The organism is Cellvibrio fibrivorans (assembly GCF_031457055.1).
In the GTDB taxonomy this organism is placed as follows: Bacteria; Pseudomonadota; Gammaproteobacteria; order Pseudomonadales; family Cellvibrionaceae; genus Cellvibrio; species Cellvibrio fibrivorans.
The window spans coordinates 318,681-336,141 of sequence record NZ_JAVDVX010000004.1; the positions used below are offsets into that span (position 1 = coordinate 318,681).

General features: G+C 49.0%; 14 protein-coding genes. 4 read left to right on the forward strand and 10 right to left on the reverse strand.

Going from position 1 to position 17,461, the window contains the following annotated elements; all coding sequences use genetic code 11:
* Positions 1–16 precede the first annotated feature (16 nt).
* The 8 genes from pucG to J2X05_RS12735 all read right to left on the reverse strand — a co-directional run bounded on the left by pucG (position 17) and on the right by J2X05_RS12735 (position 11,647).
* Positions 17–1,273: a (S)-ureidoglycine--glyoxylate transaminase gene (gene pucG / locus J2X05_RS12700; RefSeq protein WP_310072986.1), complete on the reverse strand. Its 1,257-nt coding sequence runs from the start codon at positions 1,271–1,273 to the stop codon at positions 17–19.
* 68 nt (positions 1,274–1,341) lie between these two features.
* Positions 1,342–2,163, reverse strand: a complete 822-nt coding sequence (locus tag J2X05_RS12705) for a sulfite exporter TauE/SafE family protein (protein ID WP_310072988.1) — start codon at positions 2,161–2,163, stop codon at positions 1,342–1,344.
* A complete protein-coding gene (locus tag J2X05_RS12710) occupies positions 2,163–3,770 on the reverse strand; it encodes a gamma-glutamyltransferase family protein (RefSeq protein ID WP_310072990.1) in 1,608 nt (535 codons plus the stop codon). The genes J2X05_RS12705 and J2X05_RS12710 overlap by 1 nt, the downstream gene beginning before the upstream one ends.
* Positions 3,752–4,930 carry an amidase gene (locus tag J2X05_RS12715; protein WP_310072991.1) on the reverse strand — a complete coding sequence of 393 codons (1,179 nt, stop codon included), beginning with the start codon at positions 4,928–4,930 and terminating at the stop codon, positions 3,752–3,754. The genes J2X05_RS12710 and J2X05_RS12715 overlap by 19 nt, the downstream gene beginning before the upstream one ends.
* 166 nt (positions 4,931–5,096) lie before the next feature.
* Positions 5,097–6,155 (reverse strand): purine nucleoside permease, encoded by a 1,059-nt coding sequence (locus J2X05_RS12720; protein ID WP_374725275.1) that lies wholly within the window; start codon positions 6,153–6,155, stop codon positions 5,097–5,099.
* A gap of 226 nt (positions 6,156–6,381) precedes the next feature.
* On the reverse strand, positions 6,382–7,308 hold the full coding sequence (locus tag J2X05_RS12725) for a phosphorylase family protein (RefSeq protein WP_310072995.1): 927 nt from the start codon (positions 7,306–7,308) through the stop codon (positions 6,382–6,384).
* A gap of 87 nt (positions 7,309–7,395) precedes the next feature.
* Positions 7,396–9,861 (reverse strand): TonB-dependent siderophore receptor, encoded by a 2,466-nt coding sequence (locus tag J2X05_RS12730; protein ID WP_310072997.1) that lies wholly within the window; start codon positions 9,859–9,861, stop codon positions 7,396–7,398.
* A gap of 286 nt (positions 9,862–10,147) precedes the next feature.
* Positions 10,148–11,647, reverse strand: coding sequence for an adenosine deaminase family protein (locus tag J2X05_RS12735; RefSeq protein WP_310072999.1), 1,500 nt, complete (start codon positions 11,645–11,647; stop codon positions 10,148–10,150).
* Positions 11,648–11,962: 315 nt separating this feature from the next.
* On the opposite strand from J2X05_RS12735, the gene puuE reads away from it, so the two are divergent.
* A complete protein-coding gene (puuE, locus tag J2X05_RS12740; RefSeq protein ID WP_310073001.1) occupies positions 11,963–12,898 on the forward strand; it encodes an allantoinase PuuE in 936 nt (311 codons plus the stop codon).
* A gap of 130 nt (positions 12,899–13,028) precedes the next feature.
* Positions 13,029–13,892: a 5'-nucleotidase, lipoprotein e(P4) family gene (locus J2X05_RS12745; protein ID WP_310073003.1), complete on the forward strand. Its 864-nt coding sequence runs from the start codon at positions 13,029–13,031 to the stop codon at positions 13,890–13,892.
* A 180-nt stretch (positions 13,893–14,072) separates the two neighbouring features.
* On the opposite strand, the gene J2X05_RS12750 is transcribed toward J2X05_RS12745, so the two are convergent.
* Together J2X05_RS12750 and J2X05_RS12755 are read right to left on the reverse strand one after the other, a co-directional pair.
* Positions 14,073–15,101 (reverse strand): hypothetical protein, encoded by a 1,029-nt coding sequence (locus J2X05_RS12750; RefSeq protein WP_310073005.1) that lies wholly within the window; start codon positions 15,099–15,101, stop codon positions 14,073–14,075.
* A complete protein-coding gene (locus tag J2X05_RS12755) occupies positions 15,101–15,979 on the reverse strand; it encodes a PhnD/SsuA/transferrin family substrate-binding protein (protein ID WP_310073007.1) in 879 nt (292 codons plus the stop codon). The genes J2X05_RS12750 and J2X05_RS12755 overlap by 1 nt, the downstream gene beginning before the upstream one ends.
* A gap of 27 nt (positions 15,980–16,006) precedes the next feature.
* On the opposite strand from J2X05_RS12755, the gene J2X05_RS12760 reads away from it, so the two are divergent.
* Together J2X05_RS12760 and J2X05_RS12765 are read left to right on the forward strand one after the other, a co-directional pair.
* A complete protein-coding gene (locus J2X05_RS12760; protein ID WP_310073009.1) occupies positions 16,007–16,432 on the forward strand; it encodes a hypothetical protein in 426 nt (141 codons plus the stop codon).
* A 153-nt stretch (positions 16,433–16,585) separates the two neighbouring features.
* Positions 16,586–17,440 carry a S1/P1 nuclease gene (locus J2X05_RS12765; RefSeq protein WP_310073011.1) on the forward strand — a complete coding sequence of 285 codons (855 nt, stop codon included), beginning with the start codon at positions 16,586–16,588 and terminating at the stop codon, positions 17,438–17,440.
* Positions 17,441–17,461: the final 21 nt, after the last annotated feature.

Sequence of the window (17,461 nt, forward strand, 5' to 3'; positions counted from 1 at the left end):
TTTACCTTCATGAATATTAATAACCTTCTTGAGTGTAGATGGTCATCGCCGTATCTACACCCGCGTTCGCCGTTTGCGAATGTCCGGCGCGGCGCAATACCGCTTCTAATGCAGTGAGTGTTTGCAAGACTGCATCTTTGCGTGCGTTGTAGCCCATAGTGCCGATGCGCCAAATTTTGCCGTGCAAAGGACCAAAAGAGGTGCCGATTTCAATTCCAAAATCGTTGAGCATACTGCTGCGCACTGCTTCACCGGCAACACCCTCAGGAATATATACACCGACGACGTTGTGCATTTTGTTGGATTGATCGCCGAATAATTTCAGATTCATCGCCGCCAAACCCTGTGCCATTGCTTTGCCATGAATGCGATGGCGCTCTATGGCGTTTTCAACACCCTCTTCCAATAAAATACGCGCACATTCACGGGCGCCGTAGAGCATGGTAGTGGCTTCGGTGTGGTGGTTAAGGCGCTCTTCGCCCCAGTAATCCATGATCATGCCTAAATCAAAATAATTGGAGGCAATGCGACGGCCGCTACCGGCGATATGATTGTCGGTGCGAATGCCGGCTTCGATATGGCGGCGCTTGCGAATAGTAGCAACCGCTTTTTCGCTAAGTGTAATTGGCGCACTCCCTGAAGGGCCGCATAAACATTTTTGCAAACCAACAGAGACGGCATCCAATTGCCATTTGTCAGTTTCAAACGGATTGCCACCGATGGAGGCGGTTCCGTCGGAATAAAATAAAACGCCGTGGCGCGCGCAAATTTCACCGAGGTGATCGAGCGGTTGCAGCATAGTGGTAGAAGTATCGCCCTGCACTATCGCGAGCACTTTGGGCTGCACTTGTTTAATCGCGGTTTCGATTTCGTCAGGCGTAAATACTTCGCCCCACTCTTTGTGAATTTTGTGTACCTCGGCGCCGCAACGTTCAGCGATTTCACACAGCAGATGACCAAAGCGACCAAATACCGGAACTAAAATTTTATCGCCCGGTTCGATCAGCGATATTAATACGGCTTCGATACCCGCGCGCGAAGTGCCATCGACCAATAACGTCCATTGGTTTTTGGTTTTGAATACGCCACGATACAAGGCCATGGTTTCATTCATGCACTGCGTCATGGCCGGATCATATTGGCCGACAAGTTGTGCAGACATTGCGCGCAATACGCGCGGATCAACCGTAATCGGCCCCGGCCCCATTAATAAACGCGGCGGTGGTGAGAAGGGGCGCAATAGCGCTGGATTGACGCTGTACTGATCTGTCATTTAACGGCTCCTAACAACTACTAATAACGGCAAACAAAACACGCATAACTCATGCAGAATTTTTATTGCTACGCAAATACCTGCATCAACATACGCCCACCGCTGATACATAAAAAAATCGCGAACACGCGTTTCAGCATCACTGGTTCAAGTTTAGATCCTATCCAGGCACCCACAGGTGCAAGCAACACGGTGAGCGGCACAATCAATAAAAATCCGGGCAAATTCACCATGCCGATCATGCCTTGTGGTGCATCTGCAGGAGTCTCGGCTAGCAACATCGCGGCCGCGCCGGGAATGGAAATTAATAAACCAAAACAGGATGCGGTGCCCACTGCGCGATGCGGCGGATAATTGCATGCGTTGAGTAAAGGTACGCCGATAGTGCCACCACCAACGCCCATCATCACTGAAAAAAATCCGATGGTGCCCGCCATTAGCCCCTGCCCCGCCATGCCCGGTAATTGTTGCGCTATGGGCGCGGCTTTTGCGCGGAATAACATATTGGCGGCAACGAGTAATGCGACTACACCAAACACGGCGCTGGTCACTTCGCCTTTTACTTTCAACGCTAAAGCACTGCCTGCAATTACGCCCACCACCATAAAAGGCCACCAGCGTTTGAGCAGTGCCCAATCGACATTGCCGCGTTTGTGATGTGCGCGCACAGAAGAAATGCTGGTGGGCACAATGACCAACAAAGACGTCGCGGTGGCGACTAACATCGCCGTCGCTGCGCTGATACCAAAATGTTGCAGCACAAAAAATAATACCGGCACGATTACAATGCCGCCGCCCACGCCGAGCAAACCGGCAAGGATTCCTGCGAAGGCGCCGGTCAGCACCATCGCGATCATGGTAGGCAACCACTGGCTTAAAAAATCACTCATTACGCGCGCTCCGTCATTACGGATGCGATGCCTGCTCCGTCGCTGCGCGGATCGCTCGCGGCAATGGCACTGCCATCGCCAAAACTCACAACTGCTCCGGCATGGCCCATGATTTCGCTGCGTGCTGGAACCGCTTTAATTGCGTGATCGCGCGCGCGCAAATTATTTCCAAGTAGATCAACCAAATCCTGCTCCATTTTTAAATCGTGATTGTTATCGCCCCAGGTGCGACCGAGCAGCCAGCGGCCGCGACTGATCGCCTCATCGAGCGAGCGCGCATCGTACAGATAGCGGCTCAATAATGCTGCTTGTGTTTGCGGTTGGCCTTCACCGCCCATGGTGCCGTAACTGATACGGCGGCCATCATTCAAGAGTGCAAAGGCGGGGTTGAGGGTGTGAAAAGGTTTATAGCCGGGCGCTAGCGCATTGCGATGATTGCGCTCCAAACTAAAACCCACGCCGCGATTATTCCACACCAATCCGGTGCCAGGGATCACTACGCCCGAACCAAATTCCCAATAAATACTTTGGATAAAACTGACCATAGTGCCAGTGTTATCCACGCAGCCCATCCACACGGTATCGCCCGGTTCAGCGATTTGCGGCCAGGGCAAGGCTCGCTCGTTGATGACGGCGGCGAGTTGGTCGATATGTTCATCATTCAACAAATCATCCCAGCGCTCGCTCAACCTGCGAGGGTCGGCAACTTCGCGGTCGCGCACAATAAACGCGAGCTTGGTAGCTTCAATCAAACCGTGAGCGCGCGCGGCCTCATCCCATTCGGGTTTAAACAGACGATCATAAATCGCCAAAATCAGTAGCGAGGCAACGCCTTGCGTCGGCGCAGGCAAGTTAAAACATTGGCCAAAACGGGTTTGCACCGAGAGCGGTTTTACCTCTTGTGCACGGTAATTTTGCAAATCCGATAGCCGCAACGGACTGCCGAGTTGTTCAATTTGTGTGGCGATGTATTCTGCAAATTCGCCGCTGTAAGCCGATTCCAATCCGTGATTCACCAACCAGGTGAGCGTGGTCGCCAAATCGTGATTGGTGAGCATTTCGCCTTCGATCAGCGGGCGGCCATTGGGCATAAATACGCGCTGGTATTCCGCCTGCTCGGCCAACTCCACCTGCACTTTGCGGCTCGCTGCTGCAAGGCTGTGAGTGACTTTAATGCCTTGGCTAGCAAGCGCAATCGCGGGCGCTAACAAACGGCTTAAAGAAAATTGGGCAGATGATTCGGCGGCTATAGCGCGCGCCTTTTGCCAACCGGCGAGCGTGCCGCCCATAGTGACAGTCGCGAGTGCGCCACGACTGGGGATTTGCTGCAAGCCTTTGTCGACATACCAATCGATACACGCCAATTCTGCCGCGCAGCCGCAGGCATCTATCGCACGCGGCGCTTCACCGGGTTTATGGATCAACCAGAAACCATCGCCCGCCAGACTATTCATATGCGGATAGAGCACCGTAATCGCAGCAGCAGCGGCGATCATTGCATCTACCGCACTGCCACCTTCACGCAACACATCCAGCCCGATTTCAGCGGCTTGGGCGTGCGGAGCACTGAAGGCGATGGCATGTTGCGTCATGAGTGAGTACCACATAAATCGATTGCCAGTTGCAGTAGTGCTTTATCACTGCCGCGTTTGCCGAGCAGCGAGACACCACAAGGTGCTCCTTGATCATTCAGCACCGGTAGATGCACTTGCGGTAATCCCGCTAGCCCCGCAGGTGCAGTCAGCCCCATTAACTGGCTGCGATAAGTATCCATCCAACTGGCATCAGCACCCAACAAAGGTGCTGCGCCCGGTGTGGTAGGCAGCAGGATTAAATCGACATCGGTAAACCAGTTGTCGATATCGGCCCGCAAACTTGCACGCTCTTTTTCAGCGGCAATTTGATCGGCGTCTGTGAGCGTCGCGCACCATTGGAAACGGGCGTGGATATCCGGTGCAAATGTCGGCTGGTTTTGACTGATCCACTCACCATGGGTTTGCCAAATCGCCCGGCCTTGTAGCATACGGAAGCATTGGCTGGCACGGATAAGCCAGTCGCTATTAATCACTATTGGTTTAAAGCCTTGCAGTATTGACTGACCTTTAAGCCAGGTTTGATGAGAGGGGGTCCAAAGCGCACCGTTTTGTAATGGCAACAATACGGCGATGCGCAATGAGCTGCGTTCAAACTGGCGCGGCAGATTATCGGGCAGCAATACCTCGCCGACTTGCGCGAGTGTCCTGGCATCGCGCGTGAGCCAGCCGACGGTATCGAACAGCGGTGCGAGCGGCACCATGTGTTCGCTACTAATCAAGCCGTGACTGGTGCGAATCCCGAACAAACCGTTGTAGCTGGCGGGCACACGGATGGAGCCGCCGGTATCGGTACCTAAACCTATATCGATATCGCCCGCCGCAACCGCAACGGCGGAACCACTTGATGAACCACCGGGCAAACGCTCGGGGCTACGCGGATTAATCGGCGCGCCGTAGTGGATATTCAATCCATTAAGACTGTAGGCGAGTTCATCGGTTTGGGTTTTGCCGATCAGTTCAGCACCGGCGCTGAGCAATTGCGTTACTACCGGCGATGTGTGTTCCGGTATTGCGTGACTGGCCAGCCAGTCAGGATTTCCTGCGGCTGTGGGTAATCCGGCGATATGGAACAAATCCTTAACTCCCAGCCGCAAGCCTGCAAGGCTGCCAGAGCCTGCGCGGGGATTAGGATAGTGACCGCGCCATGCGAAGACGCGTTGATCGAGCGACATGTGTAAAACCTTAAGAAAGCAAATCACCTGAGCGTCAGGGCTTCCGGCATTCTCTCTGAGACTCGCCGTGAATACATCCATGTAGGCTCATCTTCGACATCCATGTCTCAGACGGTCTCAGAGAGAACACCGAAATCCCTCCAAGACCGCGCACTGAATAAACCAACTATTTCAAATCCGCCGGCACCGGAACCTTATCTTTGTAAACGTCCCAATTGCCGAGAATTTTATCCATCACCGCCGTACCGACAATGTAAGCCGATTCTAACGAAGCATCTAATCCAGCATAGCCTTCATTTTCAGCGAGGAGGTTTTCTGCTGCGGTAACACCCGGTGGTGGCATGGTGTAATTGCTGCCAGTGCGCAACACCAGCACGCGGTTTTTATCCACTTTGCCGATATTGTGCAAATAAGTAAGCGACAAATAAGTACCTGTATCTTCCATCGCTGAAGTCACGAACTCACCTTTGCCTTCAGTCCAGTAATCCGTCCATTTGTTCGCCCAGGTATTCATAATTTCGCCATGCCAAAACGTCATGGCCGCGAGCTGGTCACCTTTCAACACAAAAGGTTTGCGTTGCGCATTCGGGTGATTTACATAAAGTTTGCGCGTAGCTTCAAGGCTTTCAATATCGGGCAGTTGAATATCTTTCGTTAATTGAAATGCCCACTCGGTCAAATCAGGATTCACACGCAACATTTCACCGGTGGGAGCCGGTTTTTTCGGGTCGTAGGGCTTGGATGTATAACGCGCAAAATAACCTGTCTCCCAATCCGCGGGAATTTCACGCGCATCAATTTCATGCGCGAGGTCGCCGTCAACCAAATATTCTGCCCATGCGGCCGAGCCGATGGACGCATCTTCCGGGTCGATACCCGCAATACCTGCCACCAACCAATAGGCATCAGAAAAATCAAAACGCGGGTCCATACCTAACGCCATAGTCGCCGCCGTAGAATGTGCAGTGCCTATACCGGTCACAATCCCCATCACACCAGTTTCCATATTCATGTAGATATCGTGATAAGAATTGGGAAATTCAAATTTAGTATCGAGTTTTTGCCGCTCTTTCCACAGTTGGAATTCACCGGCTTTATCTCCCGAGTCTTCACCAATTTCAAACATGGTAACAACAACAAATTTCACTTTAATTGGCGCCGGTGCTTGCACACTCGCTGCTGGCGTAGCAGCCACTTCAGTCGCAGGCTTTTCACAACCCGTCATTAAACCTGCCGACATTAACGAGAGCAGCGCAACAGACAATAAACCCGGTTTACATTTTTGCATTGGAAAAATCCTGTCATAAATTCAGTTAACAATAACGAGAAAAGCTCTGAATTATTCGTCACTCCTGCGAACGCAGGAGTCCACTATTTTGATTGCTATGGATACCCGCGTTCGCGGGTATGACGAAAAGTGTATCTTTCAGAGATTCCCTTGCGCGTGGCAATTATTTCTCTTTCTTTTTGGAGGTCATCTCGGGATGGTTAATCAATCCATCTGACACGCGCGGCTTACCTTGCAGCGCCGCAATTGGTTTAAGCGATGCCAGAACAATTTTCAAACTGAGTGGATTTATGCGTGGATACAATTCTTCCATCAGCGAAAAATCCCACTTACCTACGCCTTCAGCCGGATTGGAAATCACAATAATCGCTGCGTAATTGATTCCCAGCTGACGCGCATAAACAATTTCGCTCGGCACATTCATGGTCACCACATCGCCGCCCCACTGGGCAAAGGCTTTAATTTCTGCCACTGATTCAAACCGACCACCGCGTGCCTGCACAATCACACCACCGTCGTGCACCTTGTGCTTTTTAAAATCGCTATTACTGCTAAATGCTTTTTTGGTTTCAGCAAGCAGGATGTTGCGAATATCCGTGTCCATCGCCGGCGTAAAACGCGGCAGCGGAATGGCGTTGGGGTCGCGATAAATTTCTGGCGGAAATCCGAGCGCACGATCCACATTCATATCGATAAAATCATCGGGGATCACGTAATCATAAACGCCCATCTTGGGATTGATGCCACCGGCAGTCGCACCGCCGATCGCTTCTTCCACACCTAAATCATAGAGCGCTACCCAAGTCTCCAACCACTTACCCTCGCCGTGGGCATGCACGTAATAAAACGGGATACCTTCATATTCGGCGTAATAAATTTTAGGTGAAGTGCCTAATTTGGTTTCGATGGTGAACTCTTTTTTGATCAGTTTGCTGGAAAAAATAATGTCATTTAAAAAAGTCCCACCCAATACGGCAATACGCGCCTTGGGCGTTCCTTCAGGAATTTGCGCTGCCCCGGCAGCAACAGATGAAAACCATGAGAAAAATAAAACTATTGCAGTGATATTTTTTAGTGTGCGAATAAACATTGGATGACCCTGTCGTTTTAGTAGGCGCAGGCCATTGAATCGACAATGGCCTGCGCGCAACATTTAGGTGATAAATCAAATATCAACCTAGAACTTGAAGGTCACCTTACCGACAAAGCTGCGCGGCAATTCTGGCAACACAATGGTGCTACCAAAAAGATCCGGGAAGTTTGCACGGAAGTAGCGTTCGTTCGTCAGGTTTTTGCCTTGCAAACTAACAGACCAGGCATCGGTGCTGTAGGAAATGCCAGCGTTAAATAAGGTGTAAGACGGCAATTTAATGGCACGGGAGAAACCAGAGTAAGTTGAATCAGCGTGCACCGCACTAGCGGTAAAGCTGTAACCATCGCCAAAATTGTAAGCACCAGTCACACTCATCATGTTTTCTGGAATACCCGATTTTTTAGCATCTTCTTCGCTGCTAACGGGTGTTAAACCCTGCATGACATAGCCGTAAAACAATGACGGGTCAGTAACATTGACCAAATCACCAGCACCTGCAAAACCAAATTGGCTGCCACCATCCAACGCTGTCAGGTTAGTAATTTCCAAATGCGTTAAGGCTGTAGTGATGGTGAAATCTTCGGTGATTAACAAGCGTGCTTCCAGCTCATAACCCTCACTCTGTGTTGTATTGTTACTCACCAAATCCTGCGCACTAAAATTGGTACGGGTTTGATCAAAGTAAGCTGCAGAAGCATACAAGCGATCATCGAAGAAATTACCCTTTACACCAACCTCTTTCAGCGTCGAATCCGCAAGCGCATTACCCGCCTTAGTACCGTCAGCATTTTCGATCAAACCGGGAGAAATTTCTGAACCCTGCCCCATTACGATTGTGGATTGCGTTGAACGAGTGGCGTAAGGAATAAAACCATAGGGTAGCTGGTAGGACACGCTCATTGTCCATGAACCACCATCAACAGAGTCTTCCGCAGTAAAGTCAGCAGTGGGTACATACAACTTTGAACCAACACGTGTTGACGTCATATCGATCAGATCATAGCGTCCACCCAGCAAGACGCCCAGATTTTCGGCAATAGTGTAATCCGCCAAAATCGCAAAACCGTAATCAGTAAAATCACCCACTACATAATTGGCATAATCCGAATCAGTGCGAGTTGCTAACAGTTTGCGATCCAGACCAGTTGATGTACCCGTTAAATCGCGACGATCAAAGTATTCGAAATCAAAATCATCGCCTTGTTTGAAATCGGTGTAGCGAATACTGGGCGATACTTGGTAGCTGGCTTTTAGCCAATCCGTATGATCCATATCGAATGCAAACACCACTTGATCTTCAACCACATAGGTATCAACAAATTGCGAAAAGCCGTAGGCATTTTCGTTAATATTCTCTAATTCTTCATAGAAGAATTTATTGGTGATGGTGAGAGCGTCTGAGGCTTCGTGAATTGTATCGAAGAAAAGCGTGCCCACAGTGGTCACAAGCTTGTCATCCGGTGCTACTAATGTTTGACTGCCATCCAATTTCGCCGTACCAACATTTTGCAGCGCCCAAGCAGGATCCATCTGGGCATCGGTAGCCTCGTCTAGCGCCACAGTAAAAGGGACTCCAGGCATAAAGAAATTGCCTTTGACAAAAGTACCTTTCCAAGCCGTGTATTCATCCGGTGAATTAAAACCATCGCCGTCGGTATCAACTGAGGTAGGTGACCCTGTAATGTAAGTACCATGGTCAATCAGATCTTGAGTTACGCGGTTCCAACCCGCCACCTGATTGCCATCAAATTCGTGATACATCCCACCGAATTCAATACGGGTAGAAGGAGACAGCTCCATATTAAACGCAGCCTGCAAAACATTCTGGTCAGTACCTGAATTTTCGTAATAACTGCCGGAGTTTTCCGTTTCAGCGTAAACGTAATAGCCCAAATCTTTTTCTCCTACAGATGCTGGGCCACCAACTTCTGCAGTCACAATATTCTTATCCCAACTACCGCGCGTTACCGAGAATTGACCTTCTGGCTTATCGAGATATTGACCTGATTCAGCGCGAGCAGACTTGGGTTCAAAGTTGAGGTAACCACCGATTTTTGATGGACCGAATATGGGAGATGCAGGGCCGCGTACGATATCAATACGATCAGACGCACCAATAGGCGTTGGATAGTTGCCAGGGTTGTTTACGCGGCGCATACCGCGAAAATACACTTCGCCCGGAGTTCCGCGCACATCTAAAGAACCAGCAACACCAAAAAACGATTGAGTGAAAGCACCAGGAGAAACCAACACCAGATCATCAATATCGCTGATGTTGTAGGCCTCCATCATGTCGGCGCTCACTGTAGTCAAACTACGCGGGGTTTCTACAATGGTCTTGTTAAAACCAAAAGCAGATTTACCTTGTTTGGTCATCAAGCCCATGGTGTCACCGATCACCAGGGTTTCTTCCACCGCACCTGCTGCAGCTATGGGTGCAACAGCTTGCGCCGCCACCTCTTCAGCTGACCACGCTGGCGCTGCAACGACACAACCCATGCTGATCAGTAACGCGAGTTTATTGCGAATAAAACGTTTGTGTATGGTCATAGCAAGTGCACTCCAAGGGTGTCTAATAATATGTATCAGGAAAGCTGTGCGAGAAATTGCAAGCGCTGTGCCATTTCCTGTCTAAATGGTTAACTCTTTAAAAAATACATATTAATTTCCTTATTTTTCAATTATTTAACTAATACAAAATACAGTTCAATCGTTTATATATTGAAAAATTACACTCTCAAAAAGGCGCTTGGAGTAGATCGGGGCACAGGGGTATTGATGCAAAATAATGCGCCATGCACGCACACTTGAACCAATATGTTGCACCCCCGCTTGCTTAGTGGAAATTACAGAGGGAATAACGCTTGCAGGTAAAGCCATAAGAAATAGGCTTGGTATTTTTCAAACTGCCAACACCATTTTTCGCAAACGACTTTTGAAAAGCATCAACGCGCGCGTTATAGGTTTTTAACAGCTGCGCTTTTACATCCTCCTCCACAAAACTGTATTGCAGCGAGTTGCGACTGAGCAGCAACAATTCATCCCAAGACAAATTAAATTCTTTTACTGCAACAAAAAATTCGTCAGTGATATTGGAATCCCACATGCCGCGATCATCAGTTGAGAGCGCAACTGGGATTCCCAAACGTAAATATTCCGGGAAGGGATGCTGCGCATAATCGCTGACATATTCGAGCAACAAATTGGAAATTAAATTGATTTCCACCAGATAGGGGCCGTGGCGCATTTCGCGCAGCAATTCCGGATCGCTAATTAAATTCACACCGTGGCCAATGCGATCTGCACCGAGCATTAAAGTATCGCGGATATGGGAATTGGGTTCGTCTACTTCGCCAGCATGCACCGACAGTCGCACGTTGTTATATTTGTGGCGCAGCTCGCGCAGGGTTTGGGTAAAACGCAGCGGATAACCTTTATCGTTATCCTCACGCCCTACCATATTCACCGCCACATACAAATCGCGATGGCGCGAGACTATGTCGTAAGATGCGCGCAACTGTGCTTCAGCGCTGGGAACAAAACGCAAGATGGAATCCTGAAAGCGCACAGTAACGCCGGTTTTTTTTGCATCAGCCTGTGCAAGCCGTTTGCGAAATATAGCGACTGCTTCGTCCTCACTGACCGGGCTGCCGTCAGGTTTAAGATAACCGCCCGCCTCCAGCATGGTCTCCAAATAAATCAAACCTTCCTCGCCAAAGGCCTCCATATTTTTATAGAGAATTTCTGCAATCAGGTACGGACTGTAAAGCAATTGATCCAAACGCTGCCAATGGGTTTGAAAAAATTCATCGCGTCCTTCATGGTCATGGCTCAGGGTTACGCTATTGACCCAACCCGCTTTTTCTTTTTCGTCCAGGTCTTCCAAGCGTTTGTATTCTGCTTTTTCACACTCGGGCAATTGGTTATAGGTAGATTCCATAACATTGTTGAACAACATCAAATAAGGGCGATAACCGAAATTGTTGTCGGCGAAATCGCGGCAATTATTAATGCGCACTTTGGTGTAAAACCGATAGCCATATTCTTTTTGCGCGAGTGCAACCTCATACCACCAACCGGACATCACCGAGCCGCTGATATGGTTGTGCAAATCACCGCCTTTAGGCATCGCATATAAAAAGCGGTACAAATCTTCATCGCTGGCAGTGGCTTTGAATTTTTCGAACCAATCGCTGCTGGTCGCAGAACCGATTGCGGGGCTTGCTGCAGGAGCAGCTACACTCCAGGCAGCCATCAAATAACCAGCGATAACAATTACAACAAGTGCGGCGCGGCACCCTGCGCGGAAAAGGGTCTGAATACTGGGCAATAACATAAGCAGAGTCTCTGAAAATCCAGGAAGTTGTTTACGAGGGAGGAGTAAGACAGAGGGGCTAATGCAATTGTGATACCAGTGGGTGCGATTCCGCGCCAATAGCGGATTAGCCTTGGCAATATCCTGTCCAAATGGACGGGATTTGTTTTAATCTGGTGCAAGCCAGGCTTTTTTGCCCAGTAATATTGCGGCTTGCAGGGCGATATTGCGGAAAACACTAACCTTGAACGATGGCACAGAATTTGATGATGCTTTGACAAAACCCCGGTATTTATTAAAGTTTTGTTAAGCACACTTTTATTAGCGGTAAAGCACATGAGCGATAACAACAACCCAGCACCCTATCCACGCGACCTGCTCGGCTACGGCAGGAATCCCCCCAAAGCCAATTGGCCGGGCAGCGCGCGAATTGCCGTGCAGTTTGTGATTAATTACGAAGAGGGTGCAGAAAATTGCGTGCTGCATGGCGATGCTGCATCGGAAACTTTTTTGTCTGAAATTATCGGCGCACGCGCCTTTGAAGCGCGCCATATGAGTATGGAATCGCTCTATGAATACGGCAGCCGCGCGGGCTTTTGGCGGCTGCACCGATTATTCAATAAATACCAATTGCCGGTAACAATTTACGGTGTCGCTATGGCCTTGGAGCGCAATCCGGATGCAGTCGAAGCAATGCTTGAATCCGGCTGGGAAATTGCCAGCCATGGCTACCGCTGGATTGATCACCAATTTATGCCAGAAGACATCGAGCGCGAACATATTCGCACGGCGATTGAGATACACACGCGCGTTACCGGATCGCACCCTCTCGGTTGGTACACCGGCCGCGACAGCCCTAACACGCGCAAATTGGTCATCGAACAAGGCGGTTTTTTATATGACTCGGATTCTTACGCCGACGATTTACCTTACTGGACGCAGGAATATACGCATATCAATAACGGCAAACCACATTTAATTATTCCCTACACGCTCGACAGCAACGATATGCGTTTTGCGGCGGCGCAGGGATTTAATTGTGGCGACCAATTTTTTACCTATCTCAAAGACAGTTTTGATACGCTCTATGCCGAAGGTGAATTTGCGCCCAAGATGCTGAACATAGGTTTGCACTGCCGCATTATCGGCAGACCGGGGCGCATTCAAGCGCTGGAACGATTTATCCAATATATTTTGCGGCACAATGATGTATGGGTATGCCGCCGCGATGCAATTGCGCAGCATTGGCACGAGCACCATTCACCCTCTTGATGCAGAAAATAATTCTGCTTACTGATTAATTATCTTTATATAAAAATGGTACACAAGGGCACTCAACGCTTAACAAAGACAAACAATTACGAACACAAACCCTTGTAAGCAACCTGACAATGAGAAAATTATGCCGACTACTTCGTTAAAAAATCTATGCCAAATCAGCCTGTTGGCCGGTGCCTGTTGCATTAGCGCCTGCGGTTCCATCGACACAAAAAACAACGCGCAGGCACAACCCACTTACGAGCGACTTAACGCAGTATTGTGGATGCAAACCTCGGCTGAATATTACGCCCTCACCCAAAGTGCTTACGCCCAAGCCACCAGCATGTTAGGCAAAGGTTTGGCCGATAAAAATTGGACTGCTGCGCAAGAACAAACGGGCGATTACCAAAATTTACCTCCAGCGATTATTTTGGATATTGATGAAACTGTGCTGGATAACTCGCCGTTCCAAGCGCAATTAATTAAAGACAATGCCATTTTCACCCAAGAAGCCTGGGACAAATGGACGCAGCTTGCCACCGCCCAACCGCTGCCAGGCGCGAAAGCCTTTTTGGATTTTGCCGATTCACAGGGCGTGACCATTTTTTATGTCACCAACCGCGAAGCAAGCCAGGAGCAGGACACGCGCAAAAATTTGCTACAGCAAAATTTGCCACTGCGCGATGATATAGATGTAGTGCTGACCAAAAACGAAAACCGCTGGAGTTCTTCCGATAAAGGCGCAAGGCGCACTTTCGTAAGTAAAGATTTTCGTATTATCGCGCTGATCGGCGATGACTTTGGCGATTTTGTCTCGGGTGCAAAAAGCTCGCCGGAAACACGTGTCGAACTGGCTAAAAACGGCCAGAGCGCGTGGGGTACAAAATGGTTTTTAATTCCCAACCCAGTTTATGGTTCATGGGAAGCGGCGCTGTTTAATCACGATTACGCCAAACCGGCGAGTGAAGTGACTAAATTGAAATTAAAACAGCTGAAGGGGTTTTAGTTTTATGGATACCCGCGTTCGCGGGTATGACGAATAAGTACTATGTGGGGTAATTTGTCATTCCTGCGAACGCAGGAATCCATAGGCAAACCCGGCCAGACCAGCGAATGTTGTTGATATATACATTCTCAGGCATGCAGATCCATTATTAATACACACACTTATGTCTATGAGGTATTTTTATCTACCCTTAATTTCCCACTCCGCTTCACCTAAACGACTCAAAGCAAAATTATGCATTTTTGAGCGGGAGCCTTCGCCGAGCGCTTTGGGTGGATAAAACAGCGTTTTACTTTCCGGATGGTCGATAAATAATTCATCCAATGCTGCGCGAATTTCGCTTAGCATTTTCTCAAGGTTCGCATCAAAATCCGGGCGCTTGCGGATGGTGTGGCCGAGCACGACGAGACGCATAAAATATTGATTGGCCAGTGTTAGTAATTCATCCGGCAAGATAGCGTGCTGACATAAACGTACGCCCGGATGCTGCTGGCAATAATTCAACAATGCAGCATAGAAGCACAACGGTTTATTGGCGAGTTCAACTTTATAATCGGTGCCGCGCACTGCAATGCATTTATTTTCCAAATCCAACACCAATCCAACTTGACGGGTTTGGCTGGCCGCAACATTCGTTACAACGGGGGCGGGTTTTCGTTGCAAATAAGGCGATAATAAAAACACCAGTAATAGCGACGACAGTAACGGATAGATCGATGCACTCTGCCACAATGTCGGCTGGCATATCGCTAATTTCAAACTGATAATTTGCCCTGGCAATTGCAGCTGGCGCTCAATAAACCTGTGCGCGTGTGAGTTTTCACTGGCAGAATCCAACTGTGACTGAGCATCAAACTGCTGCAAGCTGCTTACGCGTACCGACAAATTTTGTTCAATCAACAATGCATTCAGTTTTTGCAGGTATTCGCGCACCTGCGCCGGATTACCTGCGATATTCAAACTAGGATTAGGCAGCGACAGGCGCGGCAGATCCAGTGATACGCGATTTTCAACGGCGAGAATACTGCGCTCTATATTAAAATCGCGCTGCAGCGACATACCAAAAAAATACGCCAGTTGCAGCGCACAAAATGCGCCGACAAATAATAAGAGATGATAATAATTGAGCGTCTTTTTAAGCGAAGACAGACGCAGTTGTTTAAACCCTGGCAATTTCATGCCCAGGTGATTGATAGGCAGCGTATGCATTAACGTTCCACTATGGGTTGCGGGCAACCTTCAGCAAAACTGAGTTCACCAAAATAGGTGGACTGTTGCTGTTGCGCAAGGTGACCCAGAGTAGCTTGCAAGGCACAGAACAAATCCGTGTTGCGCCCATTCATTTTCAAATACCAACTGCTGCCGCGAATATCGCTATTGCCGATGGCTTGAATATAATTTTCGGAAAAACGCTCAGCGTCTTCCGCCGCCCAGTAACTGGCGATCATATCTACTTTGCCGCTCGCGAGTAATTCGCGCAGGCCCGTGTGGTTGTGGCTGTAAACAATGGACACATGTTCTTCGCGCAAACCCAATTCGCGTAATAAATGCATGGGAATAATGTGGCCGGAACGGCTTGAGGGATAATCGAGTAAACCAATGCGGCGGCCGAGTAAATATTCACGCGTTAAAATTGGTTTTTCATCGCGCCCGATTAAATAGGCTTGATACTGCGAATAACTCGCGAGGCGTTTGTAGCCGTGAGTATTTTCTGCATCGAAGGCTTGCACAATATTATCTTTGGTGTTGACCAAATCGCCGATGCCTTTGCCGATAAAGGTAATATCGGAAACATCGCCGGTGCCCCAATAAGCTTGCACTTGATGATACTGCCGCTGCACAACCGGATCGCCACACAATAAATTGGCGAGGTTGCGCGCAACCACTTGCGTGTTCATATAGACCGTTAATTTTTCAGCGGACGAGTTACTCCCCGCCGTGCAGGTGTAGCTGTCTTCAATTAATGATGGCAAATGGTAGTCGAGCTTTGCCTGGCTATTTTTGCCCACAAACCACATAGCTAACACCGCCAAAAAAAATAGCGTGAAGGGAAAGCTGATAGGTGCAAATAGTTTTAAGTCGTTCATGATGTTTTCAGAGTGCCCATATCTGGTATGCCGCAACCTTTACCAGCTTACTTTAAGAGAATATCTGCTGAGTTTTTTGATATTTTCGGCAGCAGTATTTTTGCAATATCCGTACCTTTGGCGCAGCAAATCGCAACCACTTGTCTGATTTTGCTGTTAATCCCTTATTTGCTTCACAAACTCCCTGAATTCATTCACAAGAATGCATTTTTTCTGATATCTCGGGGTAAATCCCGCCGCAATAAATCCCTGTCCAACCGGACAAATATTAATTTCTCACCACTTAATGTTCTGTCTGGCCGCCCAGCGCACCAAAGCAGATCAAGCACGCGCCAGATTGGCGAAAAAACGCCGAGTCCTGCACTAATTCCCTGTGATTTTTTAGATTTATCAGGCTGTGGCATAGCTCCTGCTGCCGTTCCACACCCCCACAAACCGGATTTATCGCCTTGAATAAGCTTACTTATTAACGGTAACCAATTGATGTTAAAGATTTATTAACCAGTAACTTTGAATTTGGATAAATGCTTTCTAGCACGTGACGCAAGTTTGAAGATAAGCCCAACACAAGTGGTGTTGAACCGTTTTGGATTTCCGGAGTTTGTTATGAAGATTGCGCAATTTGTCTGCGGCCTGTTGTTAATCACCACCAGTGTGCAGGTGTTGGCCTGGGGCCAGAACGGCCACCGAATAGTTGGCCAGATAGCCAATGAGCACCTGACCAAAAAAACCCAAAAGGCACTGCTGCCCTTGCTAGCTGGCGACCTGCTGCCTGAAGTTGGCACCTGGGCAGATGAGATGCGCTCTGACCCGGCTGAGTTCTGGCAAAAACACTCCTCGCGCTGGCACTACATCAATGTGGCTGAGCCAGACAAATTTGATGCAGAGCACTACCACACGCCGCAATCAAAAGACGACGTGAAAGATATTTACGGCGGCATTCTGCGCTGCATCGCCGCTTTAAAAGATAAAAATACCCCGCTCGCCGAGCGCCAGTTTTACTTGCGTTTTCTGGTGCATCTGGTCGGCGATATTCACCAGCCGATGCATGCAGGCCATGCGGAAGATCGCGGCGGCAATTTGGTTGAAGTGAAATTTTTTGGCAAGCCGACCAACCTGCATTCGCTCTGGGATACGGATTTGCTCGAATCGCAAAACCTGAGTTTTACCGAGTACGCCGCGTTTATTGATACGCAGGATAAACAGCTCATCAAAACCTACCTGACCAGTACCCCCGCCGATTGGTTGAAAGAATCCATGGCGCTGAGCGAGGGGCTTTACCAGGGCGCCGCACCCATCAACAACGCCAGCCCTGACCTGAGTTACAGCTACATCTACCAGCAGCTCCCCATCGCCCAACAGCGTTTGTTGCAAGCGGGCATTCGCCTCGCCGGTTTGCTCAACAGTATTTATGACCCCAGAGCCAAGCCGGGTCTGACGGCCTTGGCGACAAAACCATAAGGCCTTTGGCCGCACAACCAT

What these genes read in the sequence shown, in the direction of transcription:
- pucG (WP_310072986.1), bottom strand. Translation starts at nt 1,273, where the DNA reads ATGACAGATCAGTACAGCGTCAATCCAGCGCTATTGCGCCCCTTCTCA.
- J2X05_RS12705 (WP_310072988.1), bottom strand. Translation starts at nt 2,163, where the DNA reads ATGAGTGATTTTTTAAGCCAGTGGTTGCCTACCATGATCGCGATGGTG.
- J2X05_RS12710 (WP_310072990.1), bottom strand. Translation starts at nt 3,770, where the DNA reads ATGTGGTACTCACTCATGACGCAACATGCCATCGCCTTCAGTGCTCCG.
- J2X05_RS12715 (WP_310072991.1), bottom strand. Translation starts at nt 4,930, where the DNA reads ATGTCGCTCGATCAACGCGTCTTCGCATGGCGCGGTCACTATCCTAAT.
- J2X05_RS12720 (WP_374725275.1), bottom strand. Translation starts at nt 6,155, where the DNA reads ATGACGGGTTGTGAAAAGCCTGCGACTGAAGTGGCTGCTACGCCAGCA.
- J2X05_RS12725 (WP_310072995.1), bottom strand. Translation starts at nt 7,308, where the DNA reads ATGTTTATTCGCACACTAAAAAATATCACTGCAATAGTTTTATTTTTC.
- J2X05_RS12730 (WP_310072997.1), bottom strand. Translation starts at nt 9,861, where the DNA reads ATGACCATACACAAACGTTTTATTCGCAATAAACTCGCGTTACTGATC.
- J2X05_RS12735 (WP_310072999.1), bottom strand. Translation starts at nt 11,647, where the DNA reads ATGTTATTGCCCAGTATTCAGACCCTTTTCCGCGCAGGGTGCCGCGCC.
- puuE (WP_310073001.1), top strand. Translation starts at nt 11,963, where the DNA reads ATGAGCGATAACAACAACCCAGCACCCTATCCACGCGACCTGCTCGGC.
- J2X05_RS12745 (WP_310073003.1), top strand. Translation starts at nt 13,029, where the DNA reads ATGCCGACTACTTCGTTAAAAAATCTATGCCAAATCAGCCTGTTGGCC.
- J2X05_RS12750 (WP_310073005.1), bottom strand. Translation starts at nt 15,101, where the DNA reads ATGCATACGCTGCCTATCAATCACCTGGGCATGAAATTGCCAGGGTTT.
- J2X05_RS12755 (WP_310073007.1), bottom strand. Translation starts at nt 15,979, where the DNA reads ATGAACGACTTAAAACTATTTGCACCTATCAGCTTTCCCTTCACGCTA.
- J2X05_RS12760 (WP_310073009.1), top strand. Translation starts at nt 16,007, where the DNA reads ATGCCGCAACCTTTACCAGCTTACTTTAAGAGAATATCTGCTGAGTTT.
- J2X05_RS12765 (WP_310073011.1), top strand. Translation starts at nt 16,586, where the DNA reads ATGAAGATTGCGCAATTTGTCTGCGGCCTGTTGTTAATCACCACCAGT.